Consider the following 16,164-nt stretch of genomic DNA (forward strand, 5'->3'; position numbering starts at 1 on the left):
GTCGGCCGTCATTAAGAAGGTCATCGAGAACAGGAACTATAGATTCCTTACAAGTACCATTCCGCATTCTATTGTTGTTTACCATCTGTTTTTCCGACAACTTATGATCGTCTCAATCGACCCGTGGCAGTCCACTACTCCTCCGGGATCAACTCTTGATATCGACGTGTCTGGACCAACTTTCCTGACAGTCGCCATTTTCTCGCGCAGCCTCGACGCTTCTCTTTGGCAGCTGATATAGCAGGTTCCAGAAATAATTCAGCTGCCCCCATTGGGTAACATCACCAATTACGTACAGTCGACACTGTGCTCTGGTGACCGCTACGTTGAGCAGGTTCGGCTTGCTTGCCGCCCAGCTTCGGGCGCCCGAACCAGCTTGGCCCTGGGCCGTACCCAGAACCAGAAAGACGATGTGCGCCTCTTTGCCCTGGAAGGTGTGGACGGTGCCGCATTCGATACCACCAAATCCCGCGTCGCTGACACGCTTCCGGCACGCCTGAGCGATCTTGCGGAAAGGCGAGATCACATAGACCTTGGTCTTGCCACTTTTCTCTCGCTGTAACTGCGCCAGACAGTCGAGCAGACAGGCGATTTCATCCTCTGAAACGGGGTGATTTACGCGGCTTGAGCGCACGTCAAACCATGCGCTTTCACCTAGGCTGCAGGAGAAGTCCTGTGGCGTAGGTTTGCCTGATTCGTCGACACGACCCTGCACCATCTGCCCGGCGTAGGCGATGTGATTGGCCACCGAGAACATCGGGTCATCGCAGCGGCGGTGGGTGCGCAACGGCATGCCAGTCCACAGACGTTCAGGCGTGTCGTTCGAGGATGAACTACTGGTTTTCTCAACCCGAGAGCCGAAAGGCGTAATACGATCCGCCAACGTCTGCACGGGATTCGTCTATGGGCGACCAGTGCGTTGCTACGTCGTGGCGGCGTCGCAGCTCCTCAGCCAGCTCCGTGGAACGGTGAAAACCGGCTCAATCTGCAAGGGATCGCCGACGATAACCGCACGCTGACTGCGCCAGATCGCACCCGCCGCCGACTGCGGCGTGGCCTGACCCGCCTCGTCGATCAGCAGCCAGCCAAGGCTGTTCTTCCCCATGCCAACGAATAGCCGATCAAACGAAGCAAGGGTCGTGGAAACGACGGGTACAACGAAGAAGAGGGCATCCCACAGCAGCGGACGGTGCTCGGGAGACAGCTTGTCGCTCGAGCCGCCGGTTAGCATGCCATTCACCGCCCGCAGGTTGGCGATGAACTTGCTTTACGTTGGCCAACACGGTAAGGCGGTGAAGATCGACTGCGAGTAGAAAGAGCTTAGCGCGCAGTTCATCCAACTTGGGGCCGACAGTGATGCTGGCGCGGTGACGTGTATCGGCTTACAAGGCCCAGAACTGCGTATCGGGGAAGTGCTTGGCCCCTATTGCGTAGCCGCACTTGCAGCGCTCGCCGATGGGCTTCCAGTTCGCGCTCCAGCGCTACTCGCCCGGAGGAAACAGCTTTCTGCTGCTCTTGTCGCTGTCCCAATTGGGCTTCGGATACCGCTACTTCCTTGGACATTTCCGCGAGGGCAAACGAAGCGTCAGCCAAAGCTTGCGTCCGCGCCTCCGTGGACTGTCGTAAGTCTGCCATCCGGCGCGTCTCGCGGCCAAACAGCCCCATCAGGCGGTCCCACAGGTTGCGTGGCGTGCCAGCACGTAGTTGCTCCAGTACGACCCGATTACCTTCGACGACAGTGCGCTGGGTAGCCACAGCAACGCGTTGTTGTGCAAGGGCCAGCTCGCGGGCTTGGATGTCCTGGCTAGGTGCCTGCTCTTCGGCCAAAAGGCTGCTCAACCGGCTTTGCTCGTCGTCGATGTGCTGGGCAGCCTTCTCAGCCCGCTCCAGCACCTTGCGACAGCTCTCAAATTCCGCCCGGAGCGCCAGAAATGCCTGCTTGGCCTTCTGCCATTCGTCCCGGTACCGCCAGTACTGATCTGATGCCGCTTCGAGAAGCTGCTTCATTGACGGCGGCCGATCATCTGCAGTGGATGGTTTTTCAGTTTCTTCATCTGCCAGATCAGCGCTTACAAGTTGTTCCTCTCCCTGCGCCTTAGTTCCATCTGCTTGACGTTGGGGCAGGTATTCGTCGCGAAAGAAGCCTTGTGCGAACGAGCGCCGGTTGCCAGCATTGCCCGTGGCGGCGGCGATCGTCCCCCGTGTTTCGATGGGTTCTTTGTTCTCGTCCAGAACCTTCTGTGCTCGAAAGACTTCGCACATGACATCCGCAAAATAGTCCACCGAACTGAACTCGTCTGCGACCTTCTTGCGTGCGGGCAACTCCTCGGGTGATGTTCTTGACCGCATTGTTGTTCGTACTGGTCACAACGATTGATGTGCTTAAGCAACCACATCGGCTTTTAGAGGAAAGAAACCCTTGCCCGTAACGGTTATCTTGTCCTCGAACAAAGCAACCGGGCGATCCAGCGCCGCGATTCGCCGCGCCCTCTCTGTGACGATCTCGGCGATGACGTCGCATAGAAGCGTGGTCTTGCCAGTTCCCCGGAGGGCCATTAACGCCGATGAGTCCCCTCAGCCTTGCCAAGCGAGTTCACCACCTGCGAAACTGCTGCTCGCTGCGCGAGGACGAGCGGGTGTTTGGGGGAGGCTTACCATCGTGCGCTGGGCAGCGCTTCGCACTGACGAGCCCCGCCATAGCGGTGTTGTCAGTGAGAATATCGACACGCTGCTCTTCTGTCAGCGCTGGCCCGAGATAAGCCCCCAATGCTTTGCCAAAGGGGTATTTTTTTCTGCCTGAGCGATCAATCGATCGAGGTCATTCAAGTAGAACGAGTTCAGGAAATCGGTCGCGCCTTGCAGGCCGTCATCCGGTAGCGCCGCTTGACTCGACTGGTCCGCACGACAACACGCCAGTCCAGACTCGGCTCGTTCGCAGCTTCGCCGAGCAGGCTGCCCACGATGCGCAGCTCCTCATCGAGTTCCTTCCAATCCAGAATGGCCTCGGCCGAAGCACGACTCGCAGTATTCGTACTGCCATCTTCCTGTTTCTGGTTTGCTGGGAGCTGATGACGGCGCTGGGCAAATTCCTCTTTCGCCCGCTCAAGACGAGCGTTGATGTTGTCCAGTGCTTTTGTTTCCCGCATAGCTGCCACACCGTGCGCGAAGCTGGCGGGTAGGTAGCTGTCGAGTTTGGGCCGACCCAGTTCATCTACCACGAATGCGGCCAGCCAACCGTTACCAGTTACGCGTTGGCGTTCCTGCTCGCTTAGGTCGCGGTCCGGAAGGAGGCTCTTGAGCAACAGTCGAGATAGATCCTCCGTGTCAGCGACCCCCAGATAGACGACGTGCACGTAGCCAAACTTGTCTGTGGGTATGAATTCGGCTTGCCGCCAAGGTAGGGTATTTCTACGTGAGTTACGGCACCGTAGCGTGGAGATTTTCGTTAGGTCGTTGGAATCTCGGGAGGTAGGGGCGGCCGGGATATTGAAAATCTCTAGGTCGCGCCAAAAGCGCAGGATACGTATGGGTTCGTCGTTTGTGGAGCTCAAGTTTGGATCTCACCGTTCAAATCGGAGCATATGCTTTTACGTTTTATCTGCAAAATTGCTAAATTATATTATTGAAATGACATATGTTATAAGGGTATCCTGTTAGGTGCTGAACTGTCCCGTTTTTCATGAAATACGAGTTGTGCTGTGCCATTTTGGGCCAGCTTCTCATTCCTAACTAGGGTCGTCCCGCCTGCGTTTGTCCATCCAAGCTAACCAACCCGCTCTGTGGGCATGAGCATCGTGTAGGGCATGATGCCATGGCCGATCTGGTTGATCGTGATAAGAGCTCACAGCTTGGTCGAAAACCGTCGTATCGATCAGCGGGCGTAAGTCGAACCAGCCTACCAAGTTAGTTGGCCACGGCCTGCCGATTACTGCGCCCAATACCTCACGGTCATAAGAGCTATCGCAAGCTATCGTAATTTTTCTTGGCAGCGTGTCGAACCAGCTGCGTAACCGATCCGGTAGGTCGATCTTCTTGACCATTGCACCATGTGTCTGGCCCAACAGGGGCCAGACTGTTGTGCGTACGAAGTTGTTGCAGCGATCACGGTCGAAGTCCTCTAGCTCCACGTAGAAAACGTGCTGACCGTCCTCGGACACCATGCCGATGCTGATCAGCTCGCGGTCGTCGAAATCGGCAAACTCAGTATCGAGAAAAATCAACATATTTGGTCTCCTTCTCCGAGTACATTGCACGATAAATCTCTTTGGACGTCATCCCCAAAAAGTTGGGCTTGCTGCCTCTGAAATGCCTCGACATCGGAACGCAAGAAAAGATAAGTCGTTCCCCCGTCGACCTCAGGACCTGTTACGGGCCATACCCCTCGGTTGATCAGCGCACGGGCAGCAGACTTCCTCCCGTACCGGAGCTATGAGGGAGGCGCGTACGGATGTATTTGATTACATCCGCTTTTACAATCACCAACGACGTCATTCGACCCCGGGGTATGTCACCCCGGTTGAATACGAGCGACGTCGCTTAGTGCTGAGTGCTTAACCCGCTGTCCACGGAGAGCGGGACATACCAGTGTCATGCTACCGAGTGCGATAGACACTCGTGATTGTAGGTCCATATCCAGTCTTACCAGTGGCACCACTTTCACCCGATGCCGATGACCGTACTCGAGAAATTCGAGCCATCGAATATTCTTGCGCGCGTGTTCACGAACTTCTGATTCGCACCGCCGAGAAGGCTAAATAGATGGCTTTAGCCAGAGTATTGCTTGCCAAAGAGTGTTCTTAAATAAACTCGTGGCGTTGTGGGTTCTTACTCCCATAACGGGCTAATGCAGCCATCTGCGGAAACTCCCAGATCCAGCGTGTTGAATATTAGCGTCAACACGAGCGCCGCCCTTATTGCATTGCGTAAGGGCTCAAATTTCAGCTTTTTCCGCTTGGCAGGCGGTTCTCCCCAACACCGTTGGCGTCCCCATGAGGGCGACCCAGCATTCCGTTGCGAGGTTAGCTAGGAATGCACGATGAGATGCGCAGCGTTGCGTATCAGTTGGGAGTTAGCGTCAATGTTTTTTGGTGGTATGTCTGCTGTATAGCAGAAGATGACTGTCGTTCAATCCTGCAGCTTTGACGCACGCCGTAGAGGGGATGAACCCTATGTGCGTGGCACGACACGAATCCATCAGCCTAACGATGGATGGTTTGCGCTGGAGCGCTAGAGGTTACTTACAGGTTAAGGCGAGCGCTTGACTCGCTACGAGGCTCAAACTTCGAGCACTGATCGTGATCTGGATTTTCGGGTTGTTATATATACGTGTCAAGCTGTTTTCTGCGTTCGGAAATTTCCGTTAGTATGCCGTTAGTATCCGAAACCACCCGGAAAGCCGCATCAGTAAAGAGTCCACGCGCTCCTCTGTATCCGAAAACAACCTAAAAATCGGTTCCGCCTATGGCAAAAAAACCGATCAATGAGTTTTAATATTGGTCTAGGGGGCGCCTCATCTGTTTACCCGGAGCGCGACAAGCCCCGCCGTTCAAGGCGGGGAAGGATAGCGCGGACGCCGTAGCCGTCTTTGCCTTTCAGTGTGGTGTCTGCTTTCGATGTACTAGCGCACGATGGAAATCGGTGCTCCACCACAGAATGAGGCGAAGCAGGACGGCGATCACTGCACGCCTTTCCGGTAGCGTTTCTGGATATCTGGCCGTTCCTTGCGCAGCGAGAGGGCGGGGGAGGATGTCAAAGATGAAATGTCCAACTTAAGGAGAGGTTGTTGCGAAATACGTCCAGACTTATCGGTTCTTGATAGAGTTTGCGTTATGAAAAGGTCTTAGCCGGAAAAATAGCGGTAAAAATGCGGAATACGTCCGTAAATAGTGCATTACTCTAAATCAACTGCAATTACCCGGTCGTTGTTGCTAATCCGCGGTTGGCACACTATCAAAAAAGGCCAGTTTTGGTTGACTGGCATGAGGGTGAGGGCACCCTATCGAACACACGAGAAGACGCCGCGCTCCCCTTAAAAGTTCTGGTCGAAATTAATCACCCATTACGCAGTTTCTACCATTTTCCTTGGCGCGATAAAGTGCCTTATCGGCTTCGGATAAGCCAAGAATCGATTGATTCGTTGGCCTTTATTTGTGCAACGCCGAATGAGGCTGTAATCGTCAAAGGTCGAGGATGCTCTAGCAGAGGCGTACTTGCCAAATAACCACGTATGCGTTCGGCAAGACTCAGTGCAGAGGGCAATTCTGTCATCGGCAAGATCAGCAAGAATTCTTCGCCTCCATAGCGTCCGAAAGTATCGCCTAATCGTATTTGCGACTCCGTCCGCTTACTGAAGACAACCAGTACCTCATCGCCCGAGGCATGCCCAAACTGGTCGTTGACCTGTTTGAACCGATCGATATCCATCAGAACGATGCTGCATGGATTGCCATGACGCCTAAAAAGATCTAGTTGTTGCTTCAATTGAGCAACGATGAAATGCCGGTTGTACAGGTCAGTCAAACTGTCGTGAGTGGCAGTAACACTGAGCTGTCTATTGAGCTCATCAAGCTCATTGTTCCGCATTTCCAGTTGTAGGGAGATTCGTCGATTCAACACTAACTGTTTCGCACCATCGACGAACTGTTGGTAAGCATCCCACCCAAATTGGAGTATGACCAGCAGCAGTATGGTCGAGCCAGTAGCCAGCTTGATATAGATCGGGTCGCCCAACCAGAAGTAATAGCAGATCGGGATTATGAGTACGCAGAAGGTAAAACCAAACGAGGTACGAAATGAAGGGGCCGTATTGACGATGCCTTATGGCGGAAACGGCAACCAACACCACCAAGATGGTCATGTCGTAAACCAAGGAATCTGGCCCCGCCACATGGAAGAAAATTACGGCGGACCCCCAGCACAATCCCTGCAAGGAACGAAGGGCGATCTGCAAGTTGTGCCAATAGGTTATCTGCTGGTTGTGGAGTGGGCGCTTTATCAGACTCGAAGTTAGAACGAAGGTAATGACATCTGGCAAAGTATTGATGATGATTCAGGCCAGCACGAGCTTCGCCGCCACGACATCGTGTACCAGCCAGAAGACGAATCCTGTGCCTATCGGCGACAACATCGTTGCCTTGCGAGCACGCTCAAACAGAGCAGTCAGGCAAATAGTGTCAACCTCCAATTGATCTTCCCGGGTGAGGGTGACCGTTGGTTTCTTGTCCATTTTTGTTGATTCTTTGACTGTCCCGTCCCCTGTAGGCAATCCTGCCCTATGCCGACAGGCACTGGAAATAGAACACCATCGGCACGAACAGGTCTCTGAAGAGGTATTGCGTGCGCTGCACGTCGCCGTGTCGGCCATCCAAATGCTTGTGCTCTCGATTTCACAGCACGAGCAAGGTTTGGCTGAGCGGACAACCGGTCTGGTTGGATCTTTGATTGTCCCCGACCACTATTGAATGAGTGGCCAGAGCCCCCCTACATTAGGAATATCTGCAAGTCGATAGTCAAGTTGAAAGCGATGCCATGCTACTTCCCGCGTGAGTCGTACGGACAATGTCGCTGTGCTTGAGAACGGCTAGGTTGAAAGTGGCACGCGTGGGTCGATCGCTACGAATGCCCACAGCGATCCCATCACGCAGTGACGAACCGGTTACCTTCCATCAGAATTCAAGAAGGTCGTTCGGTCGCCCGACATGGGTACCTTCCAGTGCAGCGATCTGCGACTGCGCGTAAGCGACTGGGGACGCACCACTGAAGACAAGCCAGACACAAGCTCAGGATCGGTCACGGACGTGAACCGAGCCATGTCAGCGAGGTTCTCCCGTGCGAGCGCTACACGCTTCAGATGCTTTTTGAGTTTGTCCGGTTTGCCATTTATGTCATCGCCTTGGTACTCGGCGAGCTGGGAGGCGACTTCCGAGTAGTTTCGGGTAAGTGAAAGATCCTTGCATTCGATTATGAGCACCTGATTGCGGTCCGGGCGCCAAGCGAGAAGATCGATGTCGCCGTGGTCTGTTGACAGTTTTCGCCTTAAGACTTCCGGAAAGCCGATGCCGCGCCGGACAGTCCATCCAGCGTCACGGAGTCCACTTTCCAAGGTCTTTTCGAAGGTGTGTCCTTCCCGAGCTTCCCCCAACCAGTCGTCCCGCATCCCTTCCGTACGGAAGAACTCTCGTTTGAGCCTCCCAGTATGCGCCCCTTCGAAGACGTACCGCAGGGACGTGCGTAGGAGCCCGGGCGCTACGATCACCAACGGGTCATGGCTTTCGTCCATCTGCAACAAGGGGCGAGCAACAACCGATAGGCGCCGCCCAAACCGCCAAGGATAGATATCTGAAAGGTCAAAGCCGCTTGGCACCTCATCCCACTTCGAGCGCGTTCTGAGCACGAACTGGTCGAGGAACGCGCCAGCGATGTTATCGTCGAGCCCAGCCGATTTGCCAACGACCTCTAGTTGGCTCCTTTTCATCTCGAAAATCGCCGAGTGTTGCTCCATGCCGATTTGCTCGAGTGCATCAATGAAGCGGAGACCTTCTTCGAGCGTAAAGCCCATCTCAGCCTTCCAGAAAGCAAGGAAGGACATGGTCTCGTCATCGATCTTGGCGTCGTCAGCACGGTCTGCCTTGTCGTTCTCGTCTTCCGCCTCGCCAGTCTTTGCGTAGTGCCGCTCGAATCGTGCAGCATGCGCTTCGAACCGTTCGTTGGTCGCCTTCGAAAGTAGGGGCTCGAGCACCATTTCCCAAGCTCGTCGCGGAAGATAAGGTCACCTGTGGGCGAGATGCCGACAACGGCTTAAGCAGCGCGCCGAAGCGCACCGCATCCGACATGCCACCGATGCGAAAGAGCAGTGACGCGCGTGCAAGGAGCCGACCGAGTGCCATGTCGGAGGGCTCAATCCCACCGTCTGGGGGGGCACACGCAGATGGCCAGTTCGATGATCAGCCGGGATGTGAGTGCCGCCCCGGCAAAACGTCCCAATTGATTGGCAATCGTCGCCTCGACACCCCTCCTCACCAGCATGCAGGCCGAGGACCGCTGCGGCCGTGCGGTGCCAGTGGTTCTGGTCTTTGCGTGCCCGCTCGCAGTTCTCAAGAAGACGCATGAGAGTCTTCTTGCGATCAAAGCGGGAAAGTTCGCCCTGCATGTCACGGAGGAGCACATCCACCACGTCGTTGAGGAGCCTCCCGACCGCCTTCTTGCCTTCGTACCGTGTTGGTGCGCTCTACTGCAACTGCACGCCACCCGAGCTCAATCCTGGGCCGCACCCGACTCGACGTTCTCGATGGTCAAAAGACTTCGGGTCAGCGAGCTACCCACATAGTCACTGAAGTCGAACGTCTGCATGAGGTGGAAGCTGCGCGCTGTGTCATTGGGAACAGCCATCTGCTCAACGGCGATTGCCTTGTCGACTGGTGAATCGATCCGAAGAAGAGTAGAGAATGCGGTGCTGAGTGCGCGTACAAGAGCACGTTCTGCACGGTTGTCCGGCGCACGAAAACCAGCAAGATACCCGTCCCTCGAGTACTACCCGAAGCGCCCCCTGTTCACGGATACGTTCGAGTCGCCAGAAGGTGTTCAGATCACGGGGAACTGCCTCCGTCTCGAATCGGCCGATGTCGTCGCCATCCGAAAAATGTAGGTAGACCTTAACGGATTTTCTGGTCGTCGTCCCACTAAACGTTTCCAGTGCCTCGCCAATCCGCCCAAGCCATACGTGTACCATTTTGGTAAGTTCGACTTGGAGCTTACTGATCTTGCATGCTGGGGGCTTCAATCGTCACCCACAGATTGCTTTGTCCTTCATACACACAGGTCAGACGTTGGGCGTCAAGCTCATCGATGGACGCGTAGCATTTGCGTTCGCTTTCGGTCGGGAAAAATCCTCCGCTGACGGCCGCATTACCCGGTGCCACTTGCCACTGTTGTCTTGGGTACTATGCCGGTCATATCCCGTGTCTGCTGCCATGCGTACGTCACGGAGCAGATTAGTCGGAATCATCAGCATCAGCGGACTCTCCGGCGTGATACGCCCCTCCGGCAACTCGCCGTGGGGCACCATGTGGCCGTCATTGCTACGAACCCAGCCAAGAAGGTTGAGGATGCCATTAACGTTAATGAGTTGCACACCGGCTCGTGCAATTATCTCTTTCGCGTCCTGTACACGCCAGAAGGCAAGCGGGGACATCTCAGATAGAGACCCAATGCGGACAAAATCCGCACTAGACATAAACTCGAACTGCCATCCCTCGGGCAACTGCTGGGGTACCGTGCCGACAAAGCCCGCACCCCAGCCACAACCGACGCGCACGATTAGGCCACGCTGAAAGCCAGTTGGTTGGCCAAATCAACGCTGTTCTTTACAACCCAGGTGTCAAGGAAATTCGCGGTCTCCTCATCAAGCCTGACCATGCCGCTGAAACCTGTACTTGGGTGCTGCTGCATGGGGGGCAAGACGAATTGGAGCATCATAAAGTGCCCCACATCGACCGAGGAGGTGACGAGCGCCGATCTAGTCATCTTGTACTGCTGCCGGGACACCCGCAACCGTCCGCCGCTGCCGAAGACCGGCATTTCGAAAAAGGTGCGAGAGTACGCATTGGCCAGCGCCTTGTCGAGGTTACTCAACTCTCCCATCCGCATGGCGAATGCCATCACCGCATGGCGAAGAGCGATGGAAAGGGCTGTGGGCAGAACGACGACAAGACCCTCCCGCGTTTGGAGCAGTGGCCGTTCCTCTAGCACTCCTGCCCCGTGCACCCGGCTGCCAAGAGTGGAAATCTGTGTGTGGTCGAGAATGAAGAGAGCAAGATCTGCGACTGCCACGCCCGCCGCTTTTAGCACGCCATTGGTCAACATGACACGTGAGCGGAGCACGTCCGCATCAAGATCGCCGGTCTCAAGTGAGTCGGTGGTGTTTTGACCACCGTGCTCGAAACGGTGGAGATCAGAGCGAGCACAGACGACGTCCGAAAGGCGAAGGAGTGCCTGAACGGCGCGCTTGAGCGGGCGATAGCGGCCTAACATCCGGCATGTCGAAGACAATGTCGACCATCAGCTGTGTATAAAAGCCTGCTGCCTCCCACACCCCTTCTAGTACCCGGTAATCCCCCCTCTCGTTCTCAACAAGGGAGACGAACACATCTTCTGCGGGGTCCTCCCCACTGACACTGTTCGACGCGCCGATGGCTGCATACCATCGCCGTGCATCGTCGACCGTAGCGGCCTGCTGGCCCTTACAGTAAATGAGGGCAAGGACAGCGAGAAACTCAAGTCGCAAGCACTCGGACTGATGTGCGGGGAGGGTGAGAAGGCTGGCAAGCAAAGCCACTGTGCCGTCCCGTTCGAAGCTGGCGAGCTCGGCGACAAGTCCAGTGTTGTCCTTCGCGATATCATCGAACGACCACTCAGAGTTTGCCCAAGCGACCTGCTCGGACATTGTCTCAAGAAAAGAATGCCAATCCGGCGAAGGGAGGTGCTCGTTCAAGTGGAACTCCAAGCAAGATGATTGTGCTAGCTCGACTTTACGTGAGGCAGCAATCAGGGAACTGGGGCAATTTAAAGTTGGCCAGACGGTGGCCCCCAGCTTACTAGGGGGTCATTGTAACCCTTTGGCATAAATGCCCGCAAAGGCCAAACCGCCGCCTGCTCACTAGAAACAGACTGATCGACAGCCGAAACGGGCTGTTTTTCCATCAGAAACAGGCGGCTTTCCTCCAGAACCAGTCTTATCTTACAGCCCACCGGGACTGGGATAGACCAGATTGACGTTGGCATTCTCACCGGTCGCGATAAGCAAATCTGGGCCCCCCATTCTTCAGGGCATCCAGTTAGACCATTCAATTGAAACATTCAACATCTGCTCTCCCAAGTAATGACTGGCTGCATTTGGCCGAGAACTGTCAATCTCGCGCAATGGCATCGTCAGCCGCTTCGACCGAAGAGCGCTCAGCAAAGATAACCGGCGGTGATGCGGAGTTGGATGGAGGCATTTCCACGCGAATGCGTTGCGGATTTGGAATGCGAGATAGTGATGGCTTTCAGGTGCGAAGGCATGGCGGTTTTGAAGTAAGAATTACTGGCGGAATTGATGCGAATACTCAATTGAGTATTCGCATGAATACAGACACACGTTCGCATCCCAATGCTGACATCCAGTCGCACTCCAAAACCGACTACCAATCACATCCCAAAGCCAGCATCGACTCGCACCAGAATACCGTCAGCCTAACTGTCGGCAATGTTGACTAGGGAAGGTCTGAACAAGTCCCGGCCTTCCCGTTAAAATTCATCATCCCACCGCACCGAGGAATGGCGATGAGCAAGCAGCTGAACTTCACTGATCTCGAACAGTCCACCAAGAAGAAACAGACCCGCCGCGAAATCTTCCCGCCGAAATGGACAAAGTCATGCCTTGGGACAAACTCGAGGCTGCCATCGAACCTTTCTACCCCAAACCCGGCAATGGCCGTCGTCCTTATCCCTTGTCCAGCATGCTGCGCATCTATTGCCTGCAGCAGTGGTATGCCTTGTCTGACCCGTCCATGGAAGATAGCTTGTACGAGATCGCCTCCATGCGGCATTTCGCGCAGATAACGATTGAAGCGGTTCCGGACGAGACCACCATGCTCCACTTCCGTCATCTACTGGGAAAGCACGCGCTCACCGAAACCCTGTTTCACACCATCAACCAGCATCTCGCCGCCAAAGGGCTGACGCTCAAACAAGGCACCATTGTCGATGCCACCCTGATCAATGCGCCCAGCTCCACCAAAATGCCAAGGGTGAGCGGGATCCAGACATGCACCAGACCAAGAAGGGCAACCAGTGGTACTTCGGCATGAAGGCCCACATTGGTGTGGATGCGCAGTCAGGCCTCGGTTCATCACGTCCACACCACGCCTGCCAACGCAGCAGACGTCACAGAGGTCGACCACCTGCTGCACGGCCATGAAACGGATGTCTTTGCCGATGCTGGTTATGTCGGCGTGCACAAGCGTAAAGAGCATGAAAACCGTAATGTGAGTTGCTGGATTGCCATGCGTCCGGGTAAACGCAAAGTGCTGACCGACAGTGAGGATGATGGCTGGGCCAAGACCGTTGAAAAGGTCAAAGCCAAGATTCGGGCGAAGGTTGAGCATCCGTTTCGGGTCATCAAGCAGCAGTTTGGTTTCAGCAAAGTCAGATACAAAGGCCTCGCCAAAAACACGTCGCAGCTGTACATGCAGTTCGCACTATCCAATATCTGGCAGGCGAGAAAAGCGTTGCTGGCCTGAAATGCAAAGGCAAGGGCTGCATTCCCAGTGCCACCCGAATGCCCATTCATACCCATTGATGCCAAAATTGGTTTACTGCCAAGTCGGCCCATAGCCGGGATGTACTGTTGCTCAGCCAAATGCAGGCTTGTTCAGACCTTCCCTAGCAAAGATGAGGGAGGGATTTGTGGCGCGGCCCCTAAGAAAACCAACAAGGGAGGGGACTCCCTATGTTCGACGCGTAGAAGTAGAAGTGGATATTGCAGAACTCGAAAAATGGCTGTTTTCCTTAGGAAAGAAGCCATCAAAGTATCTAGTAAATGAGGATTACTTCACCGGACACTCAGCCGTCCGCAAGCTCATAGCTGGTACTACGCCCCCCGCTCCCGTCTTGCTCAGCACTCCGCGCGCCAGCAGGTCGTTGATGTCGCGCAGCGCCGTATCTGGCGAACACTTGGCGATGGCGGCCCACTTGCTGTTGGTCAGTTTTCCATCGAACCCATCCAGCAAGCGGTTTAGCACCTTCACCTGCCGTTCATTGAGCGGTAGAGTCGCCCAGCGTTGCCAATAGCGCGTTTTCAGGAGAACGGCATCAAGCGTCAGCTGAGCCTGATCTACCGCACGTTGCAGGCTTTCCGAGAACCAGAGCAACCAAGCGGTGACGTCCAGCGTCCCTTTTGAGTCCGTTCCAAGATATCGTAATAGTCCTTTCGCTCCCGCTGGATCTGCGCGGACAGGCTGTAGAAGCGCTGGGACTGCCGTCGGCACGCGCCAGCAACAAGTCACCAATTGCCCGGGCGATCCGCCCGTTGCCGTCATCGAAAGGATGCAAGGTGACAAACCAGAGATGCCCGAGTCCTGCCTTGATTAAGGGACGGCTCACCGGAATCCGCATTCAACCACGCCAGAAACCGCTCGACCTCCACCAGCAGGCGATCTGCCGGAGGCGCCTCGTAATGCACCTTTTGCCGACCGAAGGGACCCGACACCACCTGCATTGGTCCGCTGGCATCATCCCGCCGTTGCGACCTGATCTTGGCAAGCCCGGAGTACCCGGTTGGGAACAACGCGGCATGCCAGCCGAACAAGCGCTCCGGAAGACATCGGTTCCCGACAATTTGCCGTCGCGTCGAGCACCAATCTCGACCACGCCTTCGACGTGCCGATCCACCGGCGCCAAGGCACCGATATCGACGCCTAGGCGGCGGGCGATGCTGGAGCGGACGGATAGTGACGTTTAACTGCTCGCCTTCGATCTCGCTGGTTTTGACGACATCCTCGGTCAGCGCCACTAGGGCTAGCCTGATCGCGCAAGGCCGCGCCGACGTCCGCCGCGCCCCGAGCAACAAGCCTTGCTCCCGGCTCACCTCGGCCAAGGTCCTCCGCCAGGAACAGCAAGGTCGTACTGCCAGTGCGGCCAGTCCGGCGCCTGCCAGACATACTTGTAATCACCGTAATTCATGGCGTGGCGATTATGGCCAGCTTTCACTGCAAAACGCAAGCAATTCACCGCGCAATATGCGGCGATTATTCGGCAAGTTCACCGCAAAGGACACATTGGACGGTCCACCATTCATTTCGTTTCCACACAACCCCGGCCGAAGCAGTCCTTCACATACCAGATGAGAAATGGCTGCTTCCACTTTGAGGCAGCCATAAATGTATCTAGTAAACGAGAGGCGATTCAATTGGCAGTTCCTCGGATGAGGGAATGATGGGAGGCAGCTCCACGCGCTGCTATCGCCGCGTGGCACAGGCGCGTGTCGTACGCCCCATCCGTTGTCACCGTTACCAGTTGCTCCGCTTTAGGAATCTGGGGCCGCCGCTCCGGCAACATCGTGGTATCGCTGGTACGATTATCGGTCACTTCCATTGCCCGGATTTCCAGCGTTTGCGCATCAATTCCCCAGATGCAGCTTGCACCATTGGCAGCGGTAATCAGCGCCATGCTTTTTCACCTTCCACCTCGACTTCACCCATCATCTTGATGCCGGTGCTATCCACCAAGAGATGCAGACAACCCTGCTTCTTCTGGTGCCGGGATGGCACCTGCAGGTCCCTCTATCGGCGGGAAAGCGTACTGAAGTCGGGGAACGGTCCAGCCAGTGTGCAACATGCTCGACCATGCCTGTGGCTGGCGCCTGCCAGTTCCATGCCTTTGTCGAGCCAGAGAAGGAGCTGCCCTCGTTGCTTGAGGGATTGGCTAGGTTTGCCAGTTGGTGGTTTGGTACTTGGGAAGGAGGGGGCTTGCACATGCAGTTATTCAACCGGCCACACAAACCCTCGATTTGTGCAACATATCCTATAAAAACTAAAAATGGTTAAAAGTAAATGTATTTAAGTGTCGCTTTCATGTTTTAAGTATTGACTGTTTGTAATTATTTTTGTGACAAAAATTAGTTTAAATGTCATATTTTTGAGGTAAGCTAGGCCAAATTATTAGTTAATGTTTAAGACACTCCTCATGCCTCAAGCCGAAATGCAGCAGTTCACACCTGGACGACGAGACTCAACCACTGAGTGATACCTCGGCCTCATCGGCTTGGAACTGTTAGCGCAATTTCATGGGATAGCCGCCGATCCTGCCCAGTTGATTCACCAGTATGGTCAATGTGGACAACCCTTCACTGAAACCGAGCTGTTGCTGGTAGCCAAGTCGTTGGAACTGAAAGCCTGTACCATATGCCAGCCGATAGGACGGCTGGCACATGCCGCTCTGCCAGCATTGGCATTGAGTCAAACCGGGAGCATTTCATCATCGCGCGGGTGGATCAGGGACAAAGTGCTGATCCACGACCTGAAACAAGGTAAGCCGGTGGTGCTGGATATGGCTAGTTCTGGCGGAACGGTATATGGACGTTTGCTGGTGGTGGCCTCACGTGCTTCCGTTGCCGCCAGCCTGGCGTTA

16 protein-coding genes and 9 pseudogenes are annotated in these 16,164 nt (G+C 55.2%); 5 read left to right on the forward strand and 20 right to left on the reverse strand.

Annotated elements, in window-relative coordinates; genetic code table 11:
* Positions 1 to 148: 148 nt before the first annotated feature.
* From GKE73_RS21455 to GKE73_RS21475, 5 genes are all read right to left on the reverse strand, one after another.
* The gene (locus GKE73_RS21455; protein WP_230371708.1) at positions 149 to 793 is read right to left on the reverse strand and encodes a DEAD/DEAH box helicase; all 645 of its coding nucleotides are present in this window, start codon (positions 791 to 793) and stop codon (positions 149 to 151) included.
* Between the two features lie 129 nt (positions 794 to 922).
* Entirely contained in the window at positions 923 to 1,231 is a 309-nt protein-coding gene (locus GKE73_RS21460; protein ID WP_230371727.1) for an AAA domain-containing protein, read from the reverse strand.
* A gap of 101 nt (positions 1,232 to 1,332) precedes the next feature.
* Positions 1,333 to 2,322 carry a hypothetical protein gene (locus GKE73_RS21465; RefSeq protein ID WP_230371709.1) on the reverse strand — a complete coding sequence of 330 codons (990 nt, stop codon included), beginning with the start codon at positions 2,320 to 2,322 and terminating at the stop codon, positions 1,333 to 1,335.
* A gap of 515 nt (positions 2,323 to 2,837) precedes the next feature.
* Positions 2,838 to 3,302 (reverse strand): hypothetical protein, encoded by a 465-nt coding sequence (locus tag GKE73_RS21470; RefSeq protein ID WP_230371710.1) that lies wholly within the window; start codon positions 3,300 to 3,302, stop codon positions 2,838 to 2,840.
* Positions 3,303 to 3,725: 423 nt separating this feature from the next.
* Positions 3,726 to 4,223, reverse strand: a complete 498-nt coding sequence (locus GKE73_RS21475) for a 3'-5' exoribonuclease (protein WP_230371610.1) — start codon at positions 4,221 to 4,223, stop codon at positions 3,726 to 3,728.
* A 205-nt stretch (positions 4,224 to 4,428) separates the two neighbouring features.
* Here GKE73_RS21475 and GKE73_RS21480 point away from each other — a divergent pair.
* Positions 4,429 to 4,554: pseudogene (locus tag GKE73_RS21480) on the forward strand (IS3 family transposase); the annotation flags it as partial.
* A 1,063-nt stretch (positions 4,555 to 5,617) separates the two neighbouring features.
* Here the strand turns inward: GKE73_RS21480 and GKE73_RS25165 are convergent.
* From GKE73_RS25165 to GKE73_RS21510, 11 genes and pseudogenes are all read right to left on the reverse strand, one after another.
* A pseudogene (locus tag GKE73_RS25165) lies at positions 5,618 to 5,731 on the reverse strand (IS200/IS605 family transposase); the annotation flags it as partial.
* 368 nt (positions 5,732 to 6,099) lie between these two features.
* A complete protein-coding gene (locus GKE73_RS21485; protein WP_230371711.1) occupies positions 6,100 to 6,729 on the reverse strand; it encodes a GGDEF domain-containing protein in 630 nt (209 codons plus the stop codon).
* A 319-nt stretch (positions 6,730 to 7,048) separates the two neighbouring features.
* Positions 7,049 to 7,225: a hypothetical protein gene (locus GKE73_RS21490; protein ID WP_230371712.1), complete on the reverse strand. Its 177-nt coding sequence runs from the start codon at positions 7,223 to 7,225 to the stop codon at positions 7,049 to 7,051.
* Between the two features lie 429 nt (positions 7,226 to 7,654).
* Positions 7,655 to 8,740 (reverse strand): anti-phage protein Upx-like protein, encoded by a 1,086-nt coding sequence (locus tag GKE73_RS21495; RefSeq protein ID WP_230371713.1) that lies wholly within the window; start codon positions 8,738 to 8,740, stop codon positions 7,655 to 7,657.
* Between the two features lie 58 nt (positions 8,741 to 8,798).
* Positions 8,799 to 8,900, reverse strand: a pseudogene (locus GKE73_RS27080) (anti-phage protein Upx-like protein); the annotation flags it as partial.
* The gene (locus GKE73_RS27085) at positions 8,896 to 9,024 is read right to left on the reverse strand and encodes an anti-phage protein Upx-like protein (RefSeq protein ID WP_512698932.1); all 129 of its coding nucleotides are present in this window, start codon (positions 9,022 to 9,024) and stop codon (positions 8,896 to 8,898) included. The pseudogene GKE73_RS27080 and the gene GKE73_RS27085, both read right to left, overlap by 5 nt.
* A pseudogene (locus tag GKE73_RS27090) lies at positions 8,981 to 9,211 on the reverse strand (anti-phage protein Upx-like protein); the annotation flags it as partial. The gene GKE73_RS27085 and the pseudogene GKE73_RS27090, both read right to left, overlap by 44 nt.
* Positions 9,212 to 9,252: 41 nt before the next feature.
* Positions 9,253 to 9,504 (reverse strand): annotated as a pseudogene (locus tag GKE73_RS27095) (anti-phage protein Upx-like protein); the annotation flags it as partial.
* Positions 9,392 to 9,778, reverse strand: coding sequence for an anti-phage protein Upx-like protein (locus GKE73_RS27100; RefSeq protein WP_512698933.1), 387 nt, complete (start codon positions 9,776 to 9,778; stop codon positions 9,392 to 9,394). The gene GKE73_RS27100 and the pseudogene GKE73_RS27095, both read right to left, overlap by 113 nt.
* Positions 9,750 to 11,028: pseudogene (locus tag GKE73_RS27105) on the reverse strand (anti-phage protein Upx-like protein). Before GKE73_RS27105 ends, GKE73_RS27100 begins: the two are co-directional and overlap by 29 nt.
* The gene (locus GKE73_RS21510; RefSeq protein ID WP_230371716.1) at positions 10,949 to 11,488 is read right to left on the reverse strand and encodes an anti-phage protein Upx-like protein; all 540 of its coding nucleotides are present in this window, start codon (positions 11,486 to 11,488) and stop codon (positions 10,949 to 10,951) included. Before GKE73_RS21510 ends, GKE73_RS27105 begins: the two are co-directional and overlap by 80 nt.
* A 356-nt stretch (positions 11,489 to 11,844) precedes the next feature.
* Here GKE73_RS21510 and GKE73_RS21515 point away from each other — a divergent pair, with 356 nt between their 5' ends.
* Positions 11,845 to 12,252: a hypothetical protein gene (locus GKE73_RS21515; RefSeq protein ID WP_230371616.1), complete on the forward strand. Its 408-nt coding sequence runs from the start codon at positions 11,845 to 11,847 to the stop codon at positions 12,250 to 12,252.
* Between the two features lie 66 nt (positions 12,253 to 12,318).
* Positions 12,319 to 13,277: pseudogene (locus GKE73_RS21520) on the forward strand (IS5 family transposase).
* A 306-nt stretch (positions 13,278 to 13,583) separates the two neighbouring features.
* Here GKE73_RS21520 and GKE73_RS21525 read toward each other — a convergent pair.
* Together GKE73_RS21525 and GKE73_RS26355 are read right to left on the reverse strand one after the other, a co-directional pair.
* The gene (locus GKE73_RS21525) at positions 13,584 to 13,907 is read right to left on the reverse strand and encodes a Fic family protein (protein ID WP_230371717.1); all 324 of its coding nucleotides are present in this window, start codon (positions 13,905 to 13,907) and stop codon (positions 13,584 to 13,586) included.
* On the reverse strand, positions 13,849 to 14,151 hold the full coding sequence (locus GKE73_RS26355) for a Fic family protein (protein WP_376767464.1): 303 nt from the start codon (positions 14,149 to 14,151) through the stop codon (positions 13,849 to 13,851). The genes GKE73_RS21525 and GKE73_RS26355 overlap by 59 nt, the downstream gene beginning before the upstream one ends.
* A gap of 162 nt (positions 14,152 to 14,313) precedes the next feature.
* Here GKE73_RS26355 and GKE73_RS21530 point away from each other — a divergent pair, with 162 nt between their 5' ends.
* Positions 14,314 to 14,457 (forward strand): hypothetical protein, encoded by a 144-nt coding sequence (locus GKE73_RS21530; RefSeq protein ID WP_230371718.1) that lies wholly within the window; start codon positions 14,314 to 14,316, stop codon positions 14,455 to 14,457.
* Positions 14,458 to 14,500: 43 nt separating this feature from the next.
* Here the strand turns inward: GKE73_RS21530 and GKE73_RS26360 are convergent.
* Both GKE73_RS26360 and GKE73_RS21535 read right to left on the reverse strand, forming a co-directional pair.
* Positions 14,501 to 14,632: pseudogene (locus GKE73_RS26360) on the reverse strand (DUF4172 domain-containing protein); the annotation flags it as partial.
* A 347-nt stretch (positions 14,633 to 14,979) separates the two neighbouring features.
* Positions 14,980 to 15,519 (reverse strand): annotated as a pseudogene (locus tag GKE73_RS21535) (transposase); the annotation flags it as partial.
* A gap of 279 nt (positions 15,520 to 15,798) precedes the next feature.
* On the opposite strand from GKE73_RS21535, the gene GKE73_RS21540 reads away from it, so the two are divergent.
* Positions 15,799 to 16,164, forward strand: a 366-nt coding sequence (locus GKE73_RS21540) for a cysteine peptidase family C39 domain-containing protein (protein ID WP_230371719.1), incomplete at its 3' end; no start/stop codon positions are given.

This window comes from Paludibacterium denitrificans, assembly GCF_009707705.1.
GTDB lineage: Bacteria > Pseudomonadota > Gammaproteobacteria > Burkholderiales > Chromobacteriaceae > Paludibacterium_A > Paludibacterium_A denitrificans.

Excerpts from the sequence above, each read along its gene's own strand:
- GKE73_RS21455 (WP_230371708.1), bottom strand. The coding sequence starts at position 793 with ATGCCGTTGCGCACCCACCGCCGCTGCGATGACCCGATGTTCTCGGTG.
- GKE73_RS21460 (WP_230371727.1), bottom strand. The coding sequence starts at position 1,231 with ATGCTAACCGGCGGCTCGAGCGACAAGCTGTCTCCCGAGCACCGTCCG.
- GKE73_RS21475 (WP_230371610.1), bottom strand. The coding sequence starts at position 4,223 with ATGTTGATTTTTCTCGATACTGAGTTTGCCGATTTCGACGACCGCGAG.
- GKE73_RS21490 (WP_230371712.1), bottom strand. The coding sequence starts at position 7,225 with ATGGACAAGAAACCAACGGTCACCCTCACCCGGGAAGATCAATTGGAG.
- GKE73_RS21495 (WP_230371713.1), bottom strand. The coding sequence starts at position 8,740 with ATGGTGCTCGAGCCCCTACTTTCGAAGGCGACCAACGAACGGTTCGAA.
- GKE73_RS27085 (WP_512698932.1), bottom strand. The coding sequence starts at position 9,024 with ATGCTGGTGAGGAGGGGTGTCGAGGCGACGATTGCCAATCAATTGGGA.
- GKE73_RS26355 (WP_376767464.1), bottom strand. The coding sequence starts at position 14,151 with ATGCGGATTCCGGTGAGCCGTCCCTTAATCAAGGCAGGACTCGGGCAT.